Source organism: Streptococcus cristatus, assembly GCF_008369405.1.
Lineage (GTDB): Bacteria > Bacillota > Bacilli > Lactobacillales > Streptococcaceae > Streptococcus > Streptococcus cristatus_G.
The window spans coordinates 348,343-372,892 of sequence record NZ_VSJJ01000001.1 but is presented as its reverse complement, the minus strand read 5'-3'; the positions used below and the strand labels follow the sequence as shown (position 1 = coordinate 372,892).

General features: G+C 42.8%; 25 protein-coding genes and 1 pseudogene. 25 read left to right on the top strand and 1 reads right to left on the bottom strand.

What is annotated here, in order from left to right; all coding sequences use genetic code 11:
• Positions 1 to 222 precede the first annotated feature (222 nt).
• Entirely contained in the window at positions 223 to 1,563 is a 1,341-nt protein-coding gene (locus tag FXF62_RS01985; RefSeq protein ID WP_149517455.1) for an MATE family efflux transporter, read from the top strand.
• Between the two features lie 54 nt (positions 1,564 to 1,617).
• Here FXF62_RS01985 and FXF62_RS01980 read toward each other — a convergent pair.
• A pseudogene (locus tag FXF62_RS01980) lies at positions 1,618 to 1,806 on the bottom strand (4-oxalocrotonate tautomerase); the annotation flags it as partial.
• A 161-nt stretch (positions 1,807 to 1,967) separates the two neighbouring features.
• Here FXF62_RS01980 and FXF62_RS01975 point away from each other — a divergent pair.
• From FXF62_RS01975 to FXF62_RS01860, 24 genes are all read left to right on the top strand, one after another.
• Positions 1,968 to 2,540 (top strand): thymidine kinase, encoded by a 573-nt coding sequence (locus FXF62_RS01975; RefSeq protein WP_015604737.1) that lies wholly within the window; start codon positions 1,968 to 1,970, stop codon positions 2,538 to 2,540.
• Between the two features lie 35 nt (positions 2,541 to 2,575).
• Complete coding sequence (gene prfA, locus FXF62_RS01970) at positions 2,576 to 3,655, top strand: peptide chain release factor 1 (RefSeq protein WP_125446900.1); 1,080 nt, start codon at positions 2,576 to 2,578, stop codon at positions 3,653 to 3,655.
• Positions 3,655 to 4,485: a peptide chain release factor N(5)-glutamine methyltransferase gene (gene prmC, locus FXF62_RS01965; protein ID WP_149517454.1), complete on the top strand. Its 831-nt coding sequence runs from the start codon at positions 3,655 to 3,657 to the stop codon at positions 4,483 to 4,485. The genes prfA and prmC overlap by 1 nt, the downstream gene beginning before the upstream one ends.
• A complete protein-coding gene (locus FXF62_RS01960) occupies positions 4,478 to 5,068 on the top strand; it encodes an L-threonylcarbamoyladenylate synthase (RefSeq protein WP_149517453.1) in 591 nt (196 codons plus the stop codon). The genes prmC and FXF62_RS01960 overlap by 8 nt, the downstream gene beginning before the upstream one ends.
• A gap of 47 nt (positions 5,069 to 5,115) precedes the next feature.
• Positions 5,116 to 6,378 (top strand): serine hydroxymethyltransferase, encoded by a 1,263-nt coding sequence (glyA, locus tag FXF62_RS01955; RefSeq protein ID WP_149517452.1) that lies wholly within the window; start codon positions 5,116 to 5,118, stop codon positions 6,376 to 6,378.
• A 1-nt stretch (position 6,379) separates the two neighbouring features.
• Complete coding sequence (locus FXF62_RS01950; RefSeq protein ID WP_149517451.1) at positions 6,380 to 7,354, top strand: nucleoid-associated protein; 975 nt, start codon at positions 6,380 to 6,382, stop codon at positions 7,352 to 7,354.
• Positions 7,354 to 7,956, top strand: a complete 603-nt coding sequence (locus FXF62_RS01945; RefSeq protein WP_149517450.1) for a lysozyme family protein — start codon at positions 7,354 to 7,356, stop codon at positions 7,954 to 7,956. Before FXF62_RS01950 ends, FXF62_RS01945 begins: the two co-directional genes overlap by 1 nt.
• Positions 7,957 to 8,043: 87 nt before the next feature.
• The gene (locus FXF62_RS01940; RefSeq protein WP_149517449.1) at positions 8,044 to 8,877 is read left to right on the top strand and encodes an alpha/beta fold hydrolase; all 834 of its coding nucleotides are present in this window, start codon (positions 8,044 to 8,046) and stop codon (positions 8,875 to 8,877) included.
• 29 nt (positions 8,878 to 8,906) lie between these two features.
• On the top strand, positions 8,907 to 9,404 hold the full coding sequence (locus FXF62_RS01935) for a GAF domain-containing protein (protein WP_149517448.1): 498 nt from the start codon (positions 8,907 to 8,909) through the stop codon (positions 9,402 to 9,404).
• Positions 9,404 to 11,068, top strand: a complete 1,665-nt coding sequence (dnaX, locus tag FXF62_RS01930; RefSeq protein ID WP_149517447.1) for a DNA polymerase III subunit gamma/tau — start codon at positions 9,404 to 9,406, stop codon at positions 11,066 to 11,068. Before FXF62_RS01935 ends, dnaX begins: the two co-directional genes overlap by 1 nt.
• Before the next feature lie 38 nt (positions 11,069 to 11,106).
• The gene (locus tag FXF62_RS01925) at positions 11,107 to 11,298 is read left to right on the top strand and encodes a DUF3272 family protein (RefSeq protein WP_125379726.1); all 192 of its coding nucleotides are present in this window, start codon (positions 11,107 to 11,109) and stop codon (positions 11,296 to 11,298) included.
• A 212-nt stretch (positions 11,299 to 11,510) separates the two neighbouring features.
• Positions 11,511 to 12,794, top strand: coding sequence for a 3-phosphoshikimate 1-carboxyvinyltransferase (gene aroA, locus FXF62_RS01920; RefSeq protein WP_149517446.1), 1,284 nt, complete (start codon positions 11,511 to 11,513; stop codon positions 12,792 to 12,794).
• Entirely contained in the window at positions 12,787 to 13,263 is a 477-nt protein-coding gene (locus FXF62_RS01915; protein WP_149517445.1) for a shikimate kinase, read from the top strand. Before aroA ends, FXF62_RS01915 begins: the two co-directional genes overlap by 8 nt.
• The gene (pheA, locus tag FXF62_RS01910) at positions 13,260 to 14,108 is read left to right on the top strand and encodes a prephenate dehydratase (protein ID WP_149517444.1); all 849 of its coding nucleotides are present in this window, start codon (positions 13,260 to 13,262) and stop codon (positions 14,106 to 14,108) included. The genes FXF62_RS01915 and pheA overlap by 4 nt, the downstream gene beginning before the upstream one ends.
• Positions 14,105 to 15,454: an LCP family protein gene (locus FXF62_RS01905; RefSeq protein WP_149517443.1), complete on the top strand. Its 1,350-nt coding sequence runs from the start codon at positions 14,105 to 14,107 to the stop codon at positions 15,452 to 15,454. The genes pheA and FXF62_RS01905 overlap by 4 nt, the downstream gene beginning before the upstream one ends.
• Before the next feature lie 182 nt (positions 15,455 to 15,636).
• Complete coding sequence (gene rlmD / locus FXF62_RS01900; protein ID WP_149517442.1) at positions 15,637 to 17,007, top strand: 23S rRNA (uracil(1939)-C(5))-methyltransferase RlmD; 1,371 nt, start codon at positions 15,637 to 15,639, stop codon at positions 17,005 to 17,007.
• Positions 17,008 to 17,338: 331 nt separating this feature from the next.
• Positions 17,339 to 17,770, top strand: a complete 432-nt coding sequence (locus FXF62_RS01895; protein WP_262881570.1) for a CPBP family intramembrane glutamic endopeptidase — start codon at positions 17,339 to 17,341, stop codon at positions 17,768 to 17,770.
• Between the two features lie 283 nt (positions 17,771 to 18,053).
• Entirely contained in the window at positions 18,054 to 19,820 is a 1,767-nt protein-coding gene (locus FXF62_RS01890) for a glycoside hydrolase family 13 protein (protein WP_149517441.1), read from the top strand.
• 114 nt (positions 19,821 to 19,934) lie between these two features.
• The gene (locus FXF62_RS01885; protein WP_149517440.1) at positions 19,935 to 20,246 is read left to right on the top strand and encodes a hypothetical protein; all 312 of its coding nucleotides are present in this window, start codon (positions 19,935 to 19,937) and stop codon (positions 20,244 to 20,246) included.
• Between the two features lie 313 nt (positions 20,247 to 20,559).
• Entirely contained in the window at positions 20,560 to 21,447 is an 888-nt protein-coding gene (locus tag FXF62_RS01880) for a DUF4300 family protein (RefSeq protein ID WP_149517439.1), read from the top strand.
• Positions 21,448 to 21,501: 54 nt separating this feature from the next.
• Positions 21,502 to 21,693 (top strand): hypothetical protein, encoded by a 192-nt coding sequence (locus tag FXF62_RS01875; RefSeq protein ID WP_149517438.1) that lies wholly within the window; start codon positions 21,502 to 21,504, stop codon positions 21,691 to 21,693.
• Complete coding sequence (locus FXF62_RS01870) at positions 21,686 to 22,141, top strand: hypothetical protein (protein ID WP_149517437.1); 456 nt, start codon at positions 21,686 to 21,688, stop codon at positions 22,139 to 22,141. The genes FXF62_RS01875 and FXF62_RS01870 overlap by 8 nt, the downstream gene beginning before the upstream one ends.
• 134 nt (positions 22,142 to 22,275) lie before the next feature.
• Positions 22,276 to 22,788, top strand: a complete 513-nt coding sequence (locus tag FXF62_RS01865; protein ID WP_149517436.1) for a DUF6630 family protein — start codon at positions 22,276 to 22,278, stop codon at positions 22,786 to 22,788.
• A gap of 190 nt (positions 22,789 to 22,978) precedes the next feature.
• The gene (locus FXF62_RS01860) at positions 22,979 to 24,415 is read left to right on the top strand and encodes a helix-turn-helix domain-containing protein (RefSeq protein ID WP_149517435.1); all 1,437 of its coding nucleotides are present in this window, start codon (positions 22,979 to 22,981) and stop codon (positions 24,413 to 24,415) included.
• The last annotated feature ends 135 nt before the right edge of the window (positions 24,416 to 24,550 follow it).

The following is a 24,550-nucleotide window of genomic DNA, read 5'->3' as shown; positions in this document are numbered from 1 at the left end:
GAAATCGGTCATTCGTTAGAATTCGATTTCGTCGTCCCACCTCCGCACAGTTGAGTAGGGCTGTAAAAGCTGATGAAATCAGCCTAGTAGAGCCCACTCAACCACTGCGTCTTGCTCGACAATCCAAAGACAATTGAGAGGCTAGGACTTTTGTCCCAGCCTCTTTTGACTATTGAGCTGGCTTGTAGTATAGTAAAGGAAGATTAAAAAAAGGAACCTAACATGTATCAAACTTATCATTTGAAACAACGCCTGAGCTTGTTTGTTTCAATTTTTCTTCCCATCTTGATTTACCAACTGGCAAATTTCTCGGCTTCCTTTGTTGACACAACCATGACGGGCCAATACGATACCTTGCATCTGGCAGGGGTTTCTATGGCGACTAGTCTGTGGGGTTCATTTTTCTCCTTTCTGACGGGGATTGTGTCTGCCTTGGTTCCGATTATCGGTCACCATTTGGGACAGGGGAAAGATGAAAAAATTGCCTCAGATTTTTATCAGTTCATCTATCTTTCTTTAGCTCTATCACTGATTTTATTTGCGCTGGTATTTTTAGGTGCCCCTTTGGTTTTGCAGCGTCTAGGATTAGACCCTTTGGTAAAAGATGTGGCCCAGCATTATCTTTGGTACTTGTCCATCGGCATCATTCCCTTCTTGCTCTTTAGCGTTATTCGCTCTCTCTTGGATGCTTTGGGGCTGACTCGGCTTTCTATGTATTTGATGCTCTTGCTCTTACCCTTGAATGCCAGCTTCAATTATGTTTTGATTTATGGAGCTTTTGGTTTTCCAGAAATGGGCGGAGCTGGTGCGGGACTGGGCACTTCTTTAGCTTATTGGGTTTCATTAGTCATATCACTATTACTGGCCATCAAACATCCTAAAGTCCGCCAGTACCAACTCTGGAAAATTCGTCCCTTGAGCAAAGCTGGTTTGGCTGAAGGTTTTCGCTTAGGTTTGCCAATAGGAGGGACAGTCTTTGCGGAAGTTGTCATCTTTTCAATCGTCGGACTAGTGATGTCAAAATTTTCTTCTTTGATTATCGCTAGCCATCAGGCTGCCATGAACTTTTCTACTCTTATGTATGCTTTCCCTATGAGTATCTCCACAGCTATGGCCATCATTGTCTCTTATGAGCTAGGGGCTGAAAGAATTGACGATGTGAAGAAATACTGCACTTTGGGTAGAATTGTGGCATCCATTTTTGCGGTCTTTACCTTGATTTTTCTCTATATTTTTCGAGATAAGGTTGCTAGTCTTTATGGCTCTGATCCAGAGTTTATTCGTCTGACCTCAATCTTTCTGACTTTTAGCCTCTTTTTCCAATTGGCTGATACGATTGCCGCTCCTTTGCAGGGAATTTTGCGAGGCTACAAGGATACGAAAGCTCCATTTTACTTGGGGCTGCTGGCTTACTGGGGCGTTTCCTTACCTCTGGGCTTGTTTTTAGATTATGCTACGGACTTGGGACCCTATGGTTATTGGATTGGACTGATTGCAAGTTTGGTCGTGAGCGCAATTCTCTACCAACTACGATTGAATTATATCCAAAAGAAGCGCCGCTGAGAGTTTTCATTATAAAATCAAAAGGCTGAGAAAAGTATCTCAGCCTTTTTGATTTTATTTTGTTCGCATTTCACCTTGAGGGAAGTAAGTGCCTTCTGGCATGTCGTTGATGATGACATGGACAGCAGACTGAGGTGCGCCAGTATTTCTGACAACGGCTTCTGTGACTTCCTTGGCTAAAGCCTTCTTTTGTTCTAAGGTACGTCCTTCAAATAAATCAATTCTGACAAATGGCATATGATTTCTCCTTTTCTTTTGCTAATCTTATTTTATCATAAATTAGGTTTTAAAGAGAGGTGAATTGTGGTAAAATAATAGGAAGTACAGTCGGTCTTTCCAGCCGAGTCTATGGATAAAGCTGGAAGTCCTAGAAAGACAATACTTAGAGAGAATGTAGATATAAAATGGCTCAGTTATATTATAAATATGGCACAATGAATTCGGGCAAGACGATTGAAATTTTGAAAGTGGCCCACAACTACGAAGAGCAGGGGAAAAGCGTGGTTATCATGACCTCGGCTGTTGATACACGTGATGGCCTTGGCGTTGTTTCCAGCCGCATCGGCATGAAGCGAGCTGCGATGGCAATCGAGGACCAGACAGATATTTTTGGCTATATTCAAAGTCTGCCTGAAAAGCCTTACTGCGTTTTGATTGATGAGGCTCAGTTTTTGAAACGCCATCATGTCTATGATTTGGCTAGAGTGGTGGATGAGCTGGGTGTTCCAGTCATGGCTTTTGGTCTGAAAAATGACTTTCGCAATGAACTGTTTGAAGGTTCCAAGCACCTCTTGCTCTTGGCTGATAAGATTGACGAAATCAAGACCATTTGCCAATATTGCTCTAAAAAGGCAACCATGGTTTTGCGGACGGATAACGGGAAACCTGTCTATGATGGCGAACAGATTAAAATCGGTGGCCATGAGACCTATATTTCTGTATGCCGCAAGCATTATTTCAATCCACCCATTAAGTAGAATGAATTAGAAAATCAAGGAGATAGATTACAAAGATGAATATTTATGACCAGTTACAGGCAGTGGAAGACCGCTATGAAGAGCTTGGAGAATTACTCAGTGACCCGGATGTGGTATCTGACACCAAGCGTTTTATGGAGCTTTCAAAAGAAGAGGCTTCTACTCGTGATACGGTGACAGCCTACCGCGAATACAAGCAAGTCCTTCAAAACATCATCGATGCTGAAGAGATGATTAAGGAATCAGGCGGAGATGCGGACTTGGAAGAAATGGCCAAGCAAGAGCTTAAGGATGCCAAGGCTGAAAAAGAAGCATACGAAGAAAAGCTGAAAATCTTGCTTCTTCCAAAGGATCCAAACGATGACAAGAACATCATCCTTGAAATTCGTGGGGCAGCGGGTGGTGACGAAGCAGCACTGTTTGCTGGAGATTTGCTAACCATGTATCAAAAGTATGCGGAAGCTCAAGGCTGGCGCTTTGAAGTCATGGAAGCATCCATGAACGGTGTCGGTGGTTTCAAAGAAGTAGTGGCTATGGTTTCTGGTCAGTCTGTTTACTCTAAACTCAAGTATGAGTCTGGCGCCCACCGTGTACAACGGGTCCCTGTGACAGAAAGCCAAGGCCGTGTTCATACTTCGACAGCTACCGTTTTAGTCATGCCAGAAATCGAAGAAGTAGAATACGATATTGATCCAAAAGACCTTCGTGTTGACATCTACCACGCATCTGGTGCTGGTGGACAGAACGTCAATAAGGTTGCGACTGCCGTTCGTATCGTTCACTTGCCAACCAATATCAAGGTGGAAATGCAGGAAGAACGTACCCAGCAGAAGAACCGTGAGAAGGCCATGAAAATTATCCGTGCGCGTGTGGCTGACCACTTTGCCCAGATTGCCCAGGACGAGCAAGATGCGGAGCGTAAGTCAACCATTGGTACTGGTGACCGTTCAGAGCGTATCCGTACTTATAACTTCCCACAAAATCGTGTCACAGACCACCGTATCGGCTTGACCCTGCAGAAGCTAGATACCATCTTGTCTGGTAAATTGGACGAAGTTGTAGATGCCCTGGTGCTCTATGACCAAACGCAAAAACTAGAAGAGCTGAATAAATAATGACATTAGCTCAATATTTGGCTGAGTTAGAGCAGGAGCTAGTAGCAGCGGGAGAAGAAGCGGAAAGCCTGTCTTTCGTTTATCGGGCACTCAATGACCTCTCCTTTACTGACTTTGTTCTCAAGCTTCGGTTAGAGGTTAGTCAGGAAGACCGTGACCAGCTAAAAGCGATTCAAGAGCAACTGCTTGCTCATAAGCCAGCCCAGTATATTATTGGAAATAGTGATTTTCACGGCTTGACTCTCAAGGTAGATGAGCGGGTATTGATTCCAAGGCCTGAGACGGAGGAGCTGGTGGAGCTGATTTTGTCGGAGAATCCCGAAAAATCCTTGTCAGTCTTGGATATCGGAACGGGGAGCGGGGCCATCGCTCTGGCACTGGCAAATAGTCGTCCAGACTGGCGGATTACTGCTTCTGATCTCTCTCAAGATGCTCTTGCCTTGGCAGCAGAAAACGCTCAGTCCTGTGGCCTCAATCTTACTTTTGTCCAATCTGATTGCTTGGATGTAATTCAAGGAAAATTTGACATTATTGTCTCCAACCCGCCATACATTTCAGAAGCGGATAAGGACGAAGTTGGACTCAACGTTCTAGTTTCTGAACCTCACATGGCCCTCTTCGCGGAGGAGGATGGCTATGCCGTCTATCGGAAAATAGCCGAGCAGGCAGAGGAGCATCTCACAGAAAAAGGAAAGATCTATCTGGAAATTGGTTACAAGCAAGGAGTCGGCGTCAAGGAATTATTAAAAAAAACCTTCCCGCAAAAACGAATCCGAGTACAGAAAGATCAATTTGGCAAAGATAGAATGGTGGCGATGGACAATGGATAAGATAGAACAGACTTTAGCAACAGGCGGAGCGGTCGTCCTGCCTACGGAAACGGTGTATGGCCTCTTTGCCCAAGCTTTGAACGAAGAGGCAGTTGAGCGAGTCTACGAATTAAAAAGAAGACCTCGTGACAAGGCTCTCAATCTCAATGTGGCTAGCTTGGAAGAAGTTTACCGTTTTTCTAAGAACCAGCCCAGTTATCTAGAAAAACTCTATCACGCCTTTCTACCTGGACCACTGACGATTATCCTCCAAGCCAATGACCGAGTGCCTGCTTGGATTAACTCTGGTATGGAAACCGTAGGATTTCGGATTCCCAAGCATCCAGTTACGCTGGACTTGATTCGGAAGTACGGGCCCTTGATTGGCCCATCCGCCAATCTCTCTGGAAAAGCTAGTGGAACTGATTTCCAGCAGATTATGCTGGATTTTCAAGAGCAAGTCTCGGGAGTAGAAGATGATGCATCCTTGACAGGTCAGGATTCGACCATTCTGGATTTGTCTGGAGAAAAGGCACGTATTTTGCGCCAAGGAGCCATTACCCGCGAGGATATTCTCGCCCAAGTAAGTGATATAACATTTTAACTTTTAGGAGCCTAGCGCCCTATTTTCTCAAAAGAAGGAGACACTTTATGATTTTTGACCAAGAAGACTACAAAGCATTTGACAAAGAACTCTGGGATGCCATTGCCAATGAGGAAGAGCGCCAGCAACATAATATCGAGTTGATTGCTTCAGAAAATGTCGTTTCTAAAGCTGTTATGGCAGCTCAAGGTTCTATTTTGACCAATAAATACGCTGAGGGATACCCAGGTCGTCGTTACTATGGTGGTACAGATGTGGTGGATGTAGTGGAGAGTTTGGCAATTGAGCGCGCTAAGGAAATCTTTGGTGCTAAATTCGCCAATGTTCAACCTCACTCAGGCAGTCAGGCCAATTGTGCAGCTTATATGGCTTTGATTGAGCCGGGTGATACAGTGATGGGCATGGATTTGTCTGCTGGTGGTCACTTGACCCATGGTGCTCCAGTAAGCTTCTCTGGCCAAACCTACAATTTTGTATCCTATAGTGTTGACCCAGAAACAGAATTACTGGACTTTGATGCCATCCTCCAGCAAGCTAAGGAAGTACAGCCTAAGTTGATTGTGGCAGGGGCTTCAGCCTACTCTCGTATCATCGACTTTTCAAAATTCCGTGAAATTGCGGATGCGGTCGGTGCCAAGCTTATGGTCGATATGGCTCACATTGCTGGTTTGGTTGCTGCAGGTCTCCATCCGAGCCCTGTACCTTATGCGGACATCACAACAACGACGACCCACAAGACCTTGCGCGGACCTCGTGGAGGCTTGATTTTGACAAATGATGAAGAATTGGCTAAGAAAATTAACTCAGCTATCTTCCCAGGCATTCAAGGTGGACCGTTGGAGCATGTCATTGCGGCCAAAGCTGTAGCCTTTAAAGAAGTGCTAGATCCAGCTTTCAAGGTTTATGCTCAGCAGATTTTGGACAATGCCCAAGCCATGGCGCAAGTCTTCCGTCAACATGACAAGTTCCGCGTGATTTCTGACGGTACTGAAAATCACCTTTTCTTGGTAGATGTTACTAAGGTTGTAGAAAATGGGAAAGTGGCTCAAAACCTCTTGGATGAAGTCAATATTACCCTCAATAAGAACTCCATCCCTTACGAGACCTTGTCACCATTTAAAACCAGCGGTATTCGTATCGGTACAGCAGCTATTGCAGCTCGAGGCTTTGGTGTCTCAGAAAGTATCAAGGTAGCTGAGCTCATTATCAAAGCTCTGGAAAACGCTGAAAACGAAGCGGTGCTCAATCAAGTTCGGGCGGAAGTTCGCGAATTGACGGATGCTTTTCCCCTCTATGAAGGTTTGAACTAAGATGGACATTTATGTAAAGAAGGCCATCATTCATCAATTCAGCCCAGCTGATACGGACTTGCTGTTGGCGGATAAGTTTCTTAATATCACTCCAAAGATTGAAGAATACTTGCGTAAGAAAATCGAGCGGGTCTATTCTGACGATGCTAAAACAGGCATTTTTGAACCTAATAATGTCTTTTTAGCCCAGCTTTCGGACGACTTATTGGAAACACCCGTGACAGTGGTCAAGCTTTGGCAGGAAGAGTTTTCGGTCAGTGAGAACCAGAAAACCAACGATTTGATTTTCGTTCAGTTTGAGAAAGAAGGGGTGGAGCACTTTGCTTTTCTGCGGATTGCTCTGCGGGAAACCCTGACTCACTTGGGTGGCGAGGTGGACAATCCTATCAAGCTGACACAGAACAACTTGCCTGGCTTTGGTACGGGTGCGGACGAGGCTCTGGTCATCAATCTCCAGTCTCGTAAGTACCATCTGATTGAAAAGCGCATCAAGTACAATGGCGCCTTTCTCAACTATTTTTCTGACAATCTCTTGCAGGTCAGTCCCAAGATCTCACCAAAAAAATCCATCAAAACGCTGGAAAAAACGGCTCAAAAGATTGCTGAAAGTTTTAACAAAGACGATTTTCAGTTCCAGTCCAAGGTCAAATCCAGTATTTTCAAAAATCTGGAAGAAAATGACGAATTGTCTCCAGAAAAGTTGGCGGACGAACTGTTTGACAGCAATCTGACTGCCCGACTTACCTTTATCGACCAGGTCAAGGAAATTGTACCAGAGCCAATCAAGTTTGACGAGATTGACAGCAGTCGCCAGAAAAAGAAGTTCGAAAATCAAAAATTGTCCCTCTCTAATGGAATAGAACTGATCGTTCCCAATAATGTCTATCAGGATGCTGAATCCGTGGAATTTATCCTGAATGATAACGGAACTTATTCTATTCTCATCAAAAATATCGAGGATATTCAAAGTAAATAATGTTTAAATTTATCAGAAGATTGATTTTGGTCATCATTCTGGCTGCCATTGCGCTTAAAGGCTATCAAGTCCATCGTGATGTCAAGCAAGTCATGACCTATCAAAACTTGGTTAGAGAAGTGCTAGCGGAACAGGACACTGCAGCCAATGAAGAGTTGGTTCTGGCTATGATTTACACCGAAACCAAGGGGAGAAACAGCGACCTCATGCAGTCTAGTGAGAGTGCAACAGGCGAAATCAATTCGATTACAGACAATAAAGAAAGTGTCCGGCAAGGTATTCAGACCTTATCGGACAATCTAGAGCTGGCCAGCGAGAAAAAGGTAGATGTTTGGACTGCGGTTCAGGCTTACAATTTTGGTCAGGCCTATATCGACTATGTGGCGCAAAATGGCGGTGAGAATACGCTCGAGCTAGCAAAAAAATACTCAAAAGAAGTGGTTGCTCCAAGTCTTGGCAATGTGACTGGAAAAACCTATTCATACTATAATGTACTTTCCATTTTTTATGGCCCCAAGCTTTATATCAATGGTGGAAATTACTACTATTCACGGCAGGTGCGACTAAATATGTACCTTATCCGCTTTATGGGTTGGCTGTAAACAGATGATTTGAGTATAGCTTGCCTTTCTTATAGGAATAAATTGAGATAAACTATACTAAACCAATTAGAATGTGAGTGTTGAACTTTGATTGAAAAAATTTATGAAACACCAAGTGGAATAATTCATTACTGGACAAATGATGGTGATGAATCATCCCAAAGAGTTCTTATCTTTTTACCTGGGCTAACTGCTGACCATAGGTTATTTGAAAAACAAATAGAATATTTTAAAGATACATATAGAGTCTTGGTTTGGGACGCACCTGGACACGCGTCATCTTATCCATTTTGTCTCGATTTTACTTTATTTGATTTAGCAACTTGGCTGGATGAAATATTTGTCAAAGAGAGAATAGAAAATCCAATAGTAATTGGTCAGTCAATGGGAGGATATGTAGGACAGGTTTATGCTCAACTTTTTCCTGAGAAATTAAAAGGTCTTGTTACGATTGATTCACCTTCCCTGCAAAGGAACTATTATACAGCTATGGAGTTGTGGCTCTTAAAAAATATGGAGGCAATTTATAGAATCTATCCATGGAAAGCTCTTTTGAAATCAGGCCCTAAAAGCGTATCAACAACAGCCTATGGAAGAAAACTGATGTATAATATGATGATGGTTTATGACGGAAATCAAGAAAGATATGCTTGTCTTGCAGGATACGGATATAAGATTTTTTCAGAAGCAGTAGAGAAAAAGCTTCCTTATGAAGTGAAATGCCCACAATTGGTTATATGTGGAAAAGAAGATCGTGCAGGGTCGTGCATACGATATTTGAAGGCCTATGAAAGAAATACTGGGAAGTCTGTTCAATGGATTGATGAGGCGGGACATAATTCTAATACCGACCAACCCGATATTGTAAATAGACTGATTGATGAATTTTTGGATAACAAAATTAAAGAAAAGCTTGGTTGAAAGACCGGCTTTTTGATATAATAGACTCTATGAACACAAAAGATAAAATTTCAAATTATCAACTTTTACTGGCTCAGCTGGAAGCTTTGCTGGATGGCGAGACCAATGCTTTGGCCAATCTTTCTAATGCGAGCGCCTTGCTCAATCAAGCCCTTCCTCATTCGGTATTTACAGGTTTCTATCTATATGATGGGAACGAGCTGATTCTGGGACCGTTTCAAGGTGGTGTTTCCTGTGTCCATATTGCGCTAGGCAAGGGTGTCTGTGGGGAATCAGCTGAGAAAAAACAGACGATTATCGTAGAAGATGTGACCCAGCATGCCAACTATATCTCCTGTGATAGCCGTGCTAAGAGCGAGATTGTGGTGCCCATGGTAAAAGACGGTCGCCTACTGGGGGTGCTGGATTTGGACTCAGCCTTGACGGGTGATTATGATAAAGTAGATCAGGAATATCTAGGAAAGTTCGTCCAGATTTTGCTTGAAAAAACGACTTGGAATTTTGAAATGTTTGGAGAAAAAGCCTAATGTATCAAGCTTTATATCGGAAATACCGCAGTCAGACCTTTGGTCAGCTGGTGGGGCAGCAGGTAGTAGCGACCACTCTGCGGCAGGCTGTTGAGCAAGGGAAAATCAGCCATGCCTATCTTTTTTCTGGTCCACGTGGAACAGGAAAAACCAGTGTTGCCAAGATTTTTGCCAAGGCTATGAACTGTCCTAATCAAAAGGATGGTGAGCCCTGCAATGACTGCTATATCTGCCAGGCCATCACTGAGGGGAGTCTTGAAGATGTCATTGAGATCGACGCAGCTTCTAATAATGGGGTAGATGAGATTCGTGATATTCGGGACAAGTCCACCTATGCGCCTAGTCTGGCCAAGCACAAGGTCTATATCATCGACGAGGTGCACATGCTCTCAACTGGGGCTTTTAACGCCTTGCTCAAGACCTTGGAAGAGCCAACGGAAAATGTGGTCTTTATCCTAGCGACGACAGAGCTACATAAGATTCCAGCGACCATTCTTTCCCGCGTCCAGCGTTTTGAGTTTAAGTCTATTAAGACACAGGACATTATTAGCCATATTGAGTGGATTTTGGAGCAGGAAGGCATTGATTTTGAGCAAGAAGGTGTGCAGATTATTGCCCGTCAAGCGGAAGGTGGTATGCGGGACGCCCTGTCTATCCTCGATCAGGCTCTTAGCTTAACTCAGGAAAATCGTTTGACAACGGACATTGCTGAAGAAATCACTGGCTCTATCAGTTTGGGAGCCTTGGATGCCTACGTAGCTGCCTTGATTGCTCATGATGCAGTAGCAGCCTTGGATAACCTCAATCTGATTTTTGACAGCGGCAAAAACATGGCTCGCTTCGTGACGGACCTCCTACAATATTTGCGTGACTTAATCATTGTCAAAACTGGTGGGGAAAATCATCATGCCAGCGAGCTCTTTCTGGAAAATCTCAAGACACCGCAGGAGACTCTTTTTGCCATGATTGAGATGGCGACCAAGAGTCTAGCCGATATCAAAAATAGCCTGCAGCCTAAGATTTATACAGAGATGATGACCATTCGACTGGCTGAGGAAAAAGCAAGCTTAGATCAGATTCCTGATAACTTGGCGGAAGAACTGTCTAATCTCAAGCAGGAAATCCAGCAGCTCAAGCAGCAATTAGCCACTGTCGGCAGTCAGCCATCTCCAGCAGCTAAGAAATCAGAGGCACGACCTCAAAAAGCTAATACCTATCGAGTAGACCGCAATAAGGTCAATGCCATCTTGGAGGAGGCAGTGGAAAATCCTGATTTGGCTCGCAGCAATTTGACTAAGCTGCAAAATGCTTGGGGTGAAATCATAGAGAGTCTGGCAGGAGCTGACAAGGCACTGCTCATTGGTTCGCAGCCAGTTGCAGCCAATGAAAACCATGCTATTTTGGCTTTTGAGTCTCATTTCAATGCTGAGCAAACCATGAAAAGAGAAAATCTCAATACCATGTTTGGAAATCTGCTCAGTAATGCTGCTGGCTTTTCACCAGATATTCTGGCTATTTCACTAGAGGATTGGACTCAGATACGGGCAGAATTTTCAGCTAGAAGTCGTAGCAATAAAGCAGAAGCAGCTGAAAAGCAGGAAGAAAGCTTGATACCGGAAGGCTTTGACTTTCTAGCGGAAAAAATCACCGTGCAAGATGATTGAATTTAGATTTTTATGGTTTTTCATGCTATAATGGAAGAATGAATAGACGACAATTTATAGTAATGGCGGCTTTTACAGCTCTAGAAACATATTTTTTTAATGAAGCAATCATGTCTGAGAACTATCTGATGGCTATTTTCTGGGCCATTTTGATTGGTCGCAATCTGCAGATTAGCTATGTCATGGGGCGGATTATGGATGAGATTGATAAGCATTTAGGACACAAATAATGGCTAAATCAGAGATTGACTAGAGCAAGAATCTAGCAATCTCGTGGTTTTGACGAGGAATAAAGGGAGGCTGAGAGATGATTGTCGCAGCCTCTTTTATCATGTAGAAAAGGCAAAAAAGACTAAGAAGTGGGAATGAATACAATAAATTTTTAGAAAATTGCTATTTTTATGATAAAATAGAAGTTAGTAGCAAATTGAAAGGGGCATCTATGAAGTTAAGAACAAAGGCAAAAGGTTTGAATGGTCGTATCCGTGTACCGGGCGACAAATCCATCAGTCACCGTTCGATTATGTTCGGGAGCTTGGCCAAGGGCCTTACAGTGGTTCACGATATTTTGAGAGGTGAAGATGTCCTTTCTACAATGCAAGTATTTCGTGATTTAGGCGTCAAGATTGAAGATGATGGAAAGACTGTCAAAATCCACGGTGTTGGTTTTGATGGCCTCAAGGCGCCGAACAATAAATTAGATATGGGCAATTCAGGAACCTCCATCCGCTTGATCTCAGGTGTCTTGGCAGGTCAGGACTTTGCAGCAGAGATGTTTGGGGATGATAGTTTGTCCAAACGTCCGATGGATCGGGTAACCCTGCCTCTTAGTCAAATGGGTGTGGATATTTGGGGGCAGACAGAACGAGATTTACCGCCTCTTCACATCCATGGCCGAAAAGATTTAAAGCCTATTCATTATCAGTTGCCAGTGGCTTCCGCTCAGGTCAAGTCGGCCTTGATTTTTGCGGCCTTGCAGGCTCAAGGTGAGTCGGTCATTATTGAAAAGGAAATCACCCGTAACCATACAGAAGATATGATTGTCCAATTTGGCGGTCAAATTGAGGTCAAGGGTAAGGAAATTCGTGTGCAGGGTGGTCAGACCTTTACTGGACAAGAAGTGAGAGTGCCGGGTGATATCTCCAGCGCAGCCTTCTGGCTGGTTGGAGGCTTGATTATGCCCCAGTCCAAAATCGTCCTTGAAAATGTTGGAATCAATGAAACTCGGACGGGGATTCTTGATGTTATCAAGGCAATGGGCGGCAAGATGACCCTTTCTAATATAGATGAAGTGGCCAAATCTGCCACGATTACCGTTGAGACTTCTGAGCTGAAGGGAACGGAGATTGGCGGAGAGATTATTCCGCGCTTGATAGACGAGCTTCCGATTATTGCCCTTTTAGCCACCCAAGCTGAAGGCAGGACGGTGATCCGAGATGCCGAGGAGTTAAAGGTCAAAGAAACCGATCGGATTCAGGTTGTCGTAGATGCCTTAAATAGTATGGGAGCAGCCATTACCCCTACAGCAGATGGCATGATTATCGATGGAAAAACGCCTCTTCATGGTGCAAGCATCAATACGTTTGGCGATCATCGTATTGGAATGATGGCAGCCATTGCGGCCCTGTTAGTTTCGGATGGACAGGTGGAGCTGGAGCGGGCAGAGGCTATCAATACCAGCTATCCTAGCTTCTTCTCAGACTTGGAGGGCTTAGTGAATGGCTAAGATTTTACTTGGCTTCATGGGAGCAGGAAAATCAACGATTGCGAGAGCCTTGTCAGCAGATTTTCTGGATATGGATGAGCTGATTGTCCAAAAAATCGGCATGTCCATCCAAGAGTATTTTGCTAAATACGGCGAGCCAGCCTTTCGGGAAATTGAAGCTGGAGTCTTGGCTGAGTGTATACAGCAGGATGTCGTCCTTTCTACGGGAGGAGGCGTCGTCTTGAGTCCCCAAAATCGTGATTTATTAGCTAAAAATCTCCAAAATATTTATCTGAAAGCTGACTTTGAGACCCTCTTTCGTCGGATTGAGCAAGATCAGGAAAATCAGCGTCCCTTGTATCTGACCAAGAGCAAGGCAGATTTGCAGGAGATTTTTGAACAAAGGCAGGCTCTCTATGAGGCGGTCGCGACACAAACAATTGACGTGGTAGGAAAAACGCCACAAGAAATTATTGAGGAAATTCAATGAGAGTTGCATTTTTAGGACCCAAGGGCTCCTTTTCCCATCATGTTGCCCAAGAAGCCTTTCCCCAAGCAGACTTGGTGCCCTACCAAAATATCACAGAAGTGATGAAGGCTTATGAAGGGAAAGAGGTGGATTATTCGGTTGTTCCCGTGGAAAATTCGATTGAAGGAAGCGTCCATGAGACCTTGGATTATCTTTTTCATCAAGCTGAGATTCAAGCAGTGGCAGAGATTGTTCAGCCCATTAAGCAGCAATTATTGGCGACTAGCTTAGATAAGCCCATTGAGAAGGTCTTTTCTCATCCTCAGGCGCTTGCTCAGGGGAAGGGCTATATTCGCCAGCATTATCCAGAAGCAGCGATTGAAATTACAGCTAGTACAGCCTATGCGGCTCGTTTTGTGGCTGAGCATCCTGACCAACCCTTCGCCGCTATTGCACCGCGGACTGCGGCAGTCGAGTATGGTCTGCAAGTGGTGGCCAAAGATATTCAGGAAATGGAGGAAAATTTTACTCGTTTCTGGATTTTAGGACAAACCACCCCTGCTCTTAAGCTTGTAAAGCAAGAGGAAAAGCAGAGTTTGGCTCTGACTTTGCCAGACAATCTGCCTGGTGCTTTGTATAAGGCCTTATCAACCTTTGCCTGGCGTGGCATTGACCTGACAAAGATTGAAAGCCGCCCTCTTAAAACAGCCCTAGGGGAATATTTCTTTATTATTGATATTGATAATGAACGGAAAGAATTAGTGGATTTTGCTTACCAAGAGCTTACTACACTTGGTATCACCTTTAAAATTATAGGCAGTTATCCCGTTTTTCAAATTCAGGATTATAGATTGGAGCAGAGATGAGAGAAACAGAAAATCTGAGTCGACACGAGCAGTTAAGGCTGGATTATCTCCATACAAACTATTACTATCTTAACGAACACGAAAAAGAGGAGTATAATTACCTCCGCCAAAAGTCGAAAGGACGGCCAGATACTGCGCAAGAGACATCTAGAAAGGCATCTGCAAAGGCAACTGTGCAGGCTTCTCCAGAGGATTCGAAGACGGACTCATCCGGTTTGTTACCCAAATACCCGGGTAAAGGCTCTCTTAGCAGAAGCCAAAAGAATTCCCGCAATTCTTTAAAGCAAGAAGCGAAAAAATCAACTCAGAAACCTCCGAGAACCTACAAAAAAATTCGTCCTAAGCGCGTGCTGATGTGGCTCCTTATTTTTGTGGTTTTGGTTGTTTCTGGTATGCTCTTTATGTTTTTCAAAGGCTTAAATACAGCGAGACCAGGAAATCTTAAAGCAGCTGATGTTGAATACTTTGATGGGCATGATGCTCGAGATGGGATCAATATTCTTGTTTTAGGGACGGATGGCCGAATTGGAGAAAATTCAACGGAGACTCGGACTGATTCAATTATGGTCTTGAACGTTGGCAATAAAGACCATAAAATGAAGTTGGTCAGCTTTATGCGTGATACCTTGATTCATATTGACGGCGTCAGCAATTCCTACACGGAGCCGACGGATGATGATTATTATGATCAAAAATTGAATTCCGCCTATACTTTTGGTGAACAAGACAATCATCGTGGAGCTGAGGCAGTTCGTCAAGCTTTGAAAGATAACTTCGATATTGACATTAAATACTATGCTCTAGTGGACTTTAACACCTTTGCGACTGCAATTGACACCCTCTTTCCAAATGGTGTATTCATGGATGCTAAATTTTCGACCATTGATGGCGAAAAAGTTACAGAAGTGGAAGTTCCAGATGATTTGAACATGAAAGATGGAGTGGTTCCTACTCAAACCATCAAAGTTGGCCGCCAGCACATGGATGGTCGAACGCTCTTAAACTATGCCCGTTTCCGTAAGGACGATGAGGGTGACTTTGGACGGACACGCCGCCAGCAAGAAGTCTTGACTGCTATCATGCAGCAGATAAAAGACCCTACCAAGCTTTTTACAGGATCTGAAGCATTAGGAAAAGTTTTTGCTTTGACCTCGACCAATGTACCTCAGAGTTTTATTTGGTCACAAGGCTTATCCTTGGTGCTTGATTCACGCAATGGGATAGAGCGCCTCACTGTACCAGAACTAGGCGACTGGACGGATACCTATGACATGTATGGCGGTCAAGGGCTCTTGATTGACTTTGAAGCTTACAAAGAAAGACTGCACCAAATGGGCTTAAGATAGGGCTCTTATGATATAATGGGAAGTGGCAGATTTTGTCTCTTCCCTTTCTTTTTGGAAAATAGCAGAGCAGAAATGTGAACAAATTTTCCAATAGGAAGAAAGAAATAAACATCAAAATCATCTGCGATTTTCTGCCTTAGTATGTTTGCAGTAAGGCGCAGGATGGATTAGAAAGTAAAGAAATGTTAAAAAAGAACGATATTATTGAAGTAGAAATTGTGGATCTCAGTCATGAGGGAGCAGGTGTAGCCAAGGTAGACGGCCGCGTCTTTTTCGTTGAAAATGCCCTGCCAGGTGAAGTGATTCGCATGCGCGTCCTCAAGGTCAATAAAAAAATCGGCTTCGGCCGAGTTGAGGAATTTTTGAAAAAGTCTGACCAGCGCAATGAGCATGTCGATTTGGCCTATCTGCGGACTGGAATTGCTGATTTAGGACACTTGGCATACCCAGCCCAGCTGGCTTTTAAAGGCAAGCAGGTGCAGGACTGCCTTTATAAAATCGCGGGTATTTCGGAAGTGGAAGTGCTGGAGACACTGGGTATGGCTCATCCACTGGCCTACCGCAATAAGGCTCAGGTGCCAGTTCGCCGTGTCAATGGACAGCTGGAAACCGGATTTTTCCGTAAAAATTCCCATGACCTTCTGCCGATTGAGGACTTTTATATTCAGGATCCAGTTATCGATCAAGTTATCGTTTTTGTACGTGACTTGCTGCGTCGTTTCGACCTCAAGCCTTACGATGAAAAGGAAGGGACTGGCCTGATTCGTAATCTGGTTGTTCGCCGTGGTCATTATTCGGGTGAAATTATGGTCATTTTGGTGACCAGTCGGCCTAAGATTTTCCGAGTGGAGCAGCTAATTGAGCGTTTGATAGAGGCCTTCCCAGCAATCAAGTCTATCATGCAAAATATCAACGACCAGCCGGGCAATGCCATTTTCGGTCGGGAATTTCGGACTCTCTACGGTCAAGACTTTATCACTGACAGCATGCTGGGTAAGCAGTTCCAGATTGCTGCGCCAGCCTTTTACCAAGTCAATACTGAGATGGCAGAGAAGCTGTATCAGACGGCCTTTGACTTTGCTGATTTTAAAAAAGAAGATATTGTGCTGGATGCCTACTCGGGTATCGGCACCATAGGTCTGTCGCTGGCTGACCGAGTCCAGCAGGTCTATGGAGTAGAGGTCATTCCTGAGGCCGTGGAAAATAGTCAGCGAAACGCGGAGCTCAACGGCATCACCAACGCCACTTATGTTTGCGCTCCTGCAGAAAAAGCCATCCAAACTTGGCTGGATCAAGGAATCAAGGCGGATGTCATCCTAGTCGATCCGCCGCGCAAGGGCTTGACAGAAAGCTTTATCACTTCTAGTGTCAGCATGGAGCCCCAGCGGATTGTCTATATCTCCTGCAATCCTGCTACTATGGCGCGTGATATCAAACTTTATCAAGAGCTAGGCTACGAACTAAAGAAAGTCCAGCCAGTTGACATCTTTCCGCAGACGCATCATGTTGAAGCAGTATCACTGCTTGTACGAGCTGAGGCATCAGCGAAGTAGAAGTAGATAATTTGCTCATGCTTCGATAGATGTCGTAGAGTGTGATGATACAATAACAGCAAACTGCTGAGTGTGTAAGTTTGCTCGTGAAACCCTAGAAACCTTTTGGCGAAAGTTTTTTAAGTCTTGAATTGTGCACTTAATTTGACAATTCAAGACAAAAGAATAACCATGTCGCCCTACTAACGTCAAGGAGAAATATTTATGCCTAATTTTGCTAAAATAGATAAAAAGTCTGTATATACTACAATCATTGGTTTGTTTCTAATGGCAGTATTGTCTTTGACAAAGATAATACCTGAACTTTCTTTAAAAACAAGGGGTAATTATTTTGGTTTTACTCCCGATAGGAACCGCTGTAGCAACGTTAATTATTGGCGATTTGGTATTTAAGGGTGCGTTCACCAGTCATATTGTTGGAAGAACGGATTCTATGTTATCTTTTGATAAAATGCCACTACTTATGGTTCAAGTAATAATTGCAGCCTTAGGAGAAGAAATCGCATGGCGAGGTTTCTTTCTTGGTAAGTCAATGACAATTCTTCCATTTTGGCTTTGTGCTATTGTGTCGTCTTTATTGTTTGCGGTAGCCCATATTGCTAGTGGAAGTTTTGAACTTGTTAGCTATGATGTTTTGATGATTTTTATTGATAGCATCATCTATTCCGTTATTTATAAAAAGACTAAAAATTGTTTGATTACAACCTTATCGCATATTCTGGCCAATACAACAGGTATTGTTTTTCTAATGTTTCATATGTAAAATATCTACTTAACCCTGGACGTCACTCTAGGATAGAACTAATAACTGTCGCATACATTTCTTGCGTAATATGGTTCATGTAAGTATAGAATAATCTTCTTAAAAAATCTAATTAGTAAAAGCCTTATCTCCAAGGCTTTTTAACTTTCTTAGATAAGCTCCTGCTCACAAACTAGCCCACACCTTGCAATCGTTTTTTTAAAGTGATATACTAGGGCTATGTTTTGAAATCGTTTGCATAAAGTGGCGATGAGTTTATACAGAGACATCTAGGAGAGAAAATATGGAATTATCAGCTATTTACCACAGGCCAGAGTCGGAGTATGCTTATCTTTATAAAGATAAGACAATGCACATTCGCATTCGGACGAAAAGGGGAGATATTGAGAATATTACCTTGCACTATGGAGATCCTTTTATCTTTATGGAGGATCATTATGAGGACAGCAAGGAAATGGTCAAGGTCACCTCCGATGCTTTGTTTGATTATTGGCAGGTGGAGGTTTCAGTTGGTTACGCGCGACTCCAGTATCTCTTTGAGATTAGGGATAAGCAAGGCCAGAGTATCTTATATGGCGATAAGGGTTGTGTTGAAAACACGCTAGAAAACCTTCATTACGAAGGAAATGGTTTTAAAATTCCCTATATCCATGAGATTGATGCTTGTCATGTACCGGACTGGGTAGCAGAGACGGTTTGGTATCAGATTTTCCCAGAACGCTTTGCCAACGGCAATCCTGAGATTTCGCCAGAAGGAGCGCTAGCTTGGGATTCGTCGATTACGCCTAAAAGTGAAGATTTTTTTGGTGGAGATTTACAGGGAATTATTGACCATCTGGATTACTTGCAAGACTTGGGCATTACAGGTCTTTATCTCTGTCCGATTTTTGAATCCCCAAGTAATCATAAGTACAATACGACGGATTATTTCGAAATTGACCGTCATTTTGGAGACAAGGAAACCTTCCGTCAACTGGTGGAGCAAGCCCATCAGCGCGGCATGAAAATCATGCTGGACGCTGTTTTTAACCATATCGGAGATCAATCTCCACAGTGGCAGGATGTCCTCAAAAACGGTCAAGATTCCATTTATAAAGACTGGTTCCATGTTCAAGAGTTCCCAGTGACAAAGGATAAGCTTGCAAATCCAAGAAAGCTTCCTTACCATACCTTTGCCTTTGAGAGCTATATGCCCAAGCTCAATTCAGCAAATCCTCAAGTGAGGGACTATTTGTTGAGCGTTGCGACCTACTGGATTGAAGAGTTTGACATCGATGCTTGGCGGCTGGATGTGGCCAACGAAGTCGACCACCAGTTTTGGCGAGAATTCCGTAAGGCTGTCTTGGCTAAAAAGCCTGACCTTTATATTCTTGGTGAGGTCTGGCACACTTCTCAGCCTTGGCTAAATGGCGATGAATTCCACGCAGTTATGAACTATCCTCTCTCTGATAGTATCAAGGATTATTTCTTGCGTGGGGCTAAGAAGACTAGTCAATTTATCGATGAGATCAATGGCCAGTCCATGTATTATAGACAGCAGATTTCAGAAGTGATGTTCAATCTTTTGGATTCGCACGATACGGAGCGCATTTTGGCAACGGCCAAAGGAGATACCCAGCTTGTTAAGTCTGCCCTTGCCTGCCTCTTTTTACAAAGGGGAACACCGTGTTTCTACTATGGAACCGAGTTAGAATTAGACGGAGGGCCAGATCCAGATTGCCGTCGTGTTATGCCTTGGGAACGTGTTTCCGACAGCAATGAGATGCTCGATTTCATGAAGAGATTGATTCAGCTTCGCAAGAGTGTCTCAGACATTATTCAGCATGGGAAATATAGTCTAGAAGAAATCAAGCCGGATGTGCTAGTTCTAGAATGGAATTATGATGGTCAAAAGGTCCGAGCAATTTTTAACCAATCAGGAGAAAATTATCTTGTAGAGAGTGATTCTGCAACTTTAGCAAGTCATTGCCAAATATCGGACGGGCATCTTCATATCTTACCAAAAGGCTTTGTAATCTTTGCGGAAGTCTTGGAAACTGCTGCAAATTAATTTTTGGAAATCTGACTTAAAGACTTGTCAAAGTTATCCAGCTTTCAAAAAATCCAATCTAAGAGCAATCTATTTAAGAAGAGCAAGTAACTTAGTAGAAAAGAGGAGTTCAGTATGGAATTAGATGATTTTACCCCAAAAGAGCAAGAGCAAATCAAAGAAGGGCTTAGTACAGCCGTCATTAGCGATAAGGAAGCGGCTAAAAAGATTTTGGACCTTGTGCCACAAGAATGGCTGAAGCGAATTCCCTTCCTTGTTAGAGGGCATGCAACGACCAAGACGGTTGAGCGAGTTGCCAAACAATATCCAGAACTTTACGCTGTGGCTAAGCAAGCAGGAGAGCTTCCTGAAAAGGAGCGTGAGGAATTGCGCGCTATCATGACAGCTATTTTTGAAGAAAAGATGAACAAGCACAAGATTAAGTAGATTTACCACTTTATAGCGAGTCTTTTCTTTACGTTGGTATTTGGAGTTAGCTACTCTGTCTTACTCATCAATTCATAAATCAAAGTGACTGCAGTTGATAAAAGTGCGGTCATTTTTTTGCTTAGGGGAATAGCTTCGTTGAGGTGTGTGTTTGTTTTATAAAGTTGTACTTTTAGTTTAGATGTGATTTCAAGAATAAGGAAGTTTCTGTTCAAATTGGCTTTTTTCTTTCTGTTTTTCAGTATTTCTTGATATAATAACAAGAGGAATTATTTGAAGATGAATATGGGAAAAATGTAAAAAGGACGAAAGAATGAAGAATGTAAAAAAGATTATGTTGATGAGTGCCTGCACTTTGGCAATTCTTAGCTTAGCTGCATGTGGGAAGGCACAAAAGCAATCAAACGGCAGTCAAGAGAGTCCAACAGTTGGTCAGACTAGCTCGGAAAAATACCCATGGAAGGCGACTTATTCAAATCTAAATAGTCAAAAAAGTGTCGAAGAAGTTAAGAGTCTGTTGGCTGCTGACTTGGATAAAGACAGTGTCGATAACTTTGTCAATCTAGTCAATGACTACAATGGACTTGTTGGTTCTACTGGATTAAGGGGCGATTTCACTAAATTTACCAAAACAGAATATGATGTGGAAAAAATCAATCCTCTCTGGCAGTCAAAGAAGGGTGATTTTATCGGGACAAATTGCCGGATTAATACTTACACTTTGTTGAAAAATAGCATCGACATCCCTCAAATAGAAAAAGATGACGAACTCTTGTTCATAGATAATGACTCGATTGATAAGGGCAAGCTCTTTGATGCCAAGGATAAGGAAGAATTTAATATCCTGTTTTCAAGAGTCAAGACTGAAGCGACTCAAGATGTAAAAGTCCATGCTAAGAAGATGGAGGAATACTTCAAACAGTTCAAGTTTAGTGAAAAAGCAAGGATGCTTTCTGTCATAGTTCACGACAATCTTGACGGCGATTCTCTCTTTGTGGGCCATGTTGGCGTCTTGGTTCCAGATAAAGACGGCTATCTGTTTGTCGAAAAGCTGACCTTTGAAGAGCCATACCAGGCCATCAAGTTTGCGACCAAGGAAGATGTCTACAAATACTTGCAGACAAAATATAAGGACTACACAGGAGAAGGACTGGCCAAGCCCTTTATCATGGATAATGATAAGTGGGTAGAGGGGAAATAGAATTTCTAGTTAGTTAAGTTTTATGTAAACTCTAGTTAAGGGAAGGACATAAAGATGGATAAAAAACAGACATATTTTTTGATTGCCCTTATTCTTATCGGTTTTCTACTTATGGAATCAAGTATCTATATCATACCCTATATTGAAGGATTGAAAGAATTAGAAATAGCTGTTTTTGTAATTGGAATTCTTACTTTACTAGGTGTCCTCATCTTATTAGCAAAGATTAAGAGGCATAATGATTAAAGAGCAGTACTTACGAATAAAAGATTTAGAAATTATTTTATGGGAATTTATTGCTCATAAAGTAGAGGAATTGTCCGTCTTCAAAGCCTTATCTGAGAATTTGCCCTATTTTAATAGAGAAAAGCTAGATATGGTTGATTCATCGGAAATTCATGATAGCGACGGTCTTACTATTGTAGACTTGCAGCAGAATGGTAGGGAATTGTTTATTCGCTTTGAAATGGACTTTCAACTAATGGACTGGGCATCTGCTAGAAATGACTATGCAGCCTATATCCAAGCGAGTCTTGTTGGAAGTTGTCGAGTTGACTTGAAGGCAAAGATTGTTTTTTCTGGCAAGAATGTAAATGCTCTCGCTAAAGCTCAATTATTGGAATATGGCGAAAGATTGATTTCGGAGTTAGAACTCCACTACCAAGATATTGAAGGTTTTGAACACTATGGATGATGAAACATTCTTAAATGAATAAGCGATAATTGCCTAAATGATCAGTCCCGTGACTAGTATTAGTCGGGATTATAGATAAAATTCTTTTCAATAAAGTTAAAAATATGTCCTTATGGACGAGAAAGGAGTTAGTTATGACAAATGAACTGAACAAAGAAATTTTTATGAGCATGGTTGAACTGCTTACAGAGGACAGCTCTGTCCGTTCTGCTATGGAAGCTTGTCTTGCCTCACCGTGGGATTACTTTGATGAAAATCTTGAAAGGTATGACGATCGTGGGATAGAAGATGACGAAGAGGAAGATACCATTGTTTGGATCGGAATTGCGGATGAGTTAATTGAGAGTGGTGACGCAATTGAACTGGATTGGAATTCAATATTAGAAGACTTCACCTATTTCATGAAAGAATTGGCAGAGCAAAAGAATCTCCCACTGCAAGATGACTGGCTAGATGAAGATGGAGACATTCCATCATGGTGCAAGGTTGTGGATGAAAAATGGGAGGAAGCAGGCTACTGCCTCGGAGCAATGGACATCGACAGTGACAGCTATGTCATCTTTGTCTGCCGCAGGGAGACTTTGGCTGAACTGACTCAATTAGGTCAAAAGGTTGGGTTCCGTTTCGATTTTGCAAAGAATATGTAAAATATCATGCTTAAAAAGGTGAACCAAGCCTGATGATACAAAGGAAGTCTGAGACGGCTGGGGAAATCATCCCGCTGGTTCAGGTTTCCTTTTTGTTTAGTCATAGATGGATGTAGTAGATGAAGCAGATTGCTTCGTCTTTTTTTCTTTTTGTGTTAAGCTAAGATTAGCAAACTGAAAGGGTTCTCGGATGTATCTAGCAGACTTAATGGAAAAGAGTGAAGCGGGGCAGTTTATTGTCCTGTCTTATTTACAGCAGCATTCTACATCCAGTTTGAAGGCCGTCATGTCAGAAACTGGCTTTTCGAAAGCAACCTTGACCAAGTATATTAGCCTGATTAACGACAAGACTGTGGACCATCATGCAGCCTTATCCATCCAGCTTCAAGACGAAACACTCAGTCTGTCTATCGGACCGGATACCAAGGGACGGGACATTCGCAGACTATTTTTGGACAATGCTGTCAAATACCAGATTTTAGACTACCTGCTCTATCATCAGCAGTTTTTAGCCCATCAGTTGGCTCAGGAACTGATGATCAGTGAAGCAACCCTCGGCCGCCATATAGCTGGTCTAAATCAGATTTTATCAGAGTTTGAGCTATCTATCCAAAATGGCCGCTTGAGAGGACCGGAGCACCAGATCCGCTATTTTTATTTCTGCCTCTTTCGCAAGGTCTGGTCCAGCCAAGATTGGGAAAAGGAACTTCAAAAATCAGAGAGAAGGCAGGAAGTTGCCGTCTTAGAAGAGCTCTGTGGAGCCCAACTCTCTCAAGGGCAGCGATTAGACTTGGCTCTTTGGGCACATATCACCCAACAGCGCCTAAGAGTCAATGCCTGTCAATTCCAAAACATTGAGCAGAAGATGCAGGGCTATTTTGAAAATATCTTTTATCAGCGCCTGCATCGCCGAACAAATGATTTCTTTGCTGGCCAGCACATTACACTAAGTCAGGAAGACGGAGAAATGATGATTTTCTTTTCATTTCTGCTTTCCCATCGGATTTTACCCCTGCACACCATGGAGTATATACTGGGCTTTGGAGGTGAAATTGCCAGTCTGATTACGCAACTGATTCAAGAGATGAAGAGTCTGGACTTGCTTGGTGATTATATCGAGGACCAAGTGACCTACGAACTAAGCCAGCTCTGCGCTCGCGTCTTTCTTTTTCGAGGCTATCTCTTGCAAGACAAATACAAGCATGATCTGGAACTTCGCCATCCTTACTTATGGAGCGAAGACGATTATCGACAAGTAGCAGACACTATTTTTAGTAAACTGCCTATTTTCCAGCAGGGAACTTCTCTGGATAAAAAAGTTTTGTGGGAATGGCTCCAGCTGATGGAGTACATCGCTGAAAATGACGGTCAAGTCATCAAGATAGGCATGGACTTGACGGATAGCTTTATCGTTGTTTCTAGGATGACAGCCATTTTAAGACGCTATTTAGAGTACAATCGTTTTATTAGTATTGAATCCTACGACCCAGCCAAAAACTATGACCTCATCATCACCAACAATCCCATTCATCAAACCCAGCAGATTCCCGTCTATTATTTAAAAAATGACTTGGATTTGGAAGATTTGGCTCAAATCCGTCACATGATATTTCACAAAGAAACCTAGAGAAATCTAGGTTTCTTTGTGATTTTCACACAATCTCCTCAAATTTTTTTAAAATTGTAAAAAAATTGATGAACAAGAAAGCGCTTTATTTTATATACTAGTTACTGTAAAGAGGAAATCTCCTCAAGATTTTTA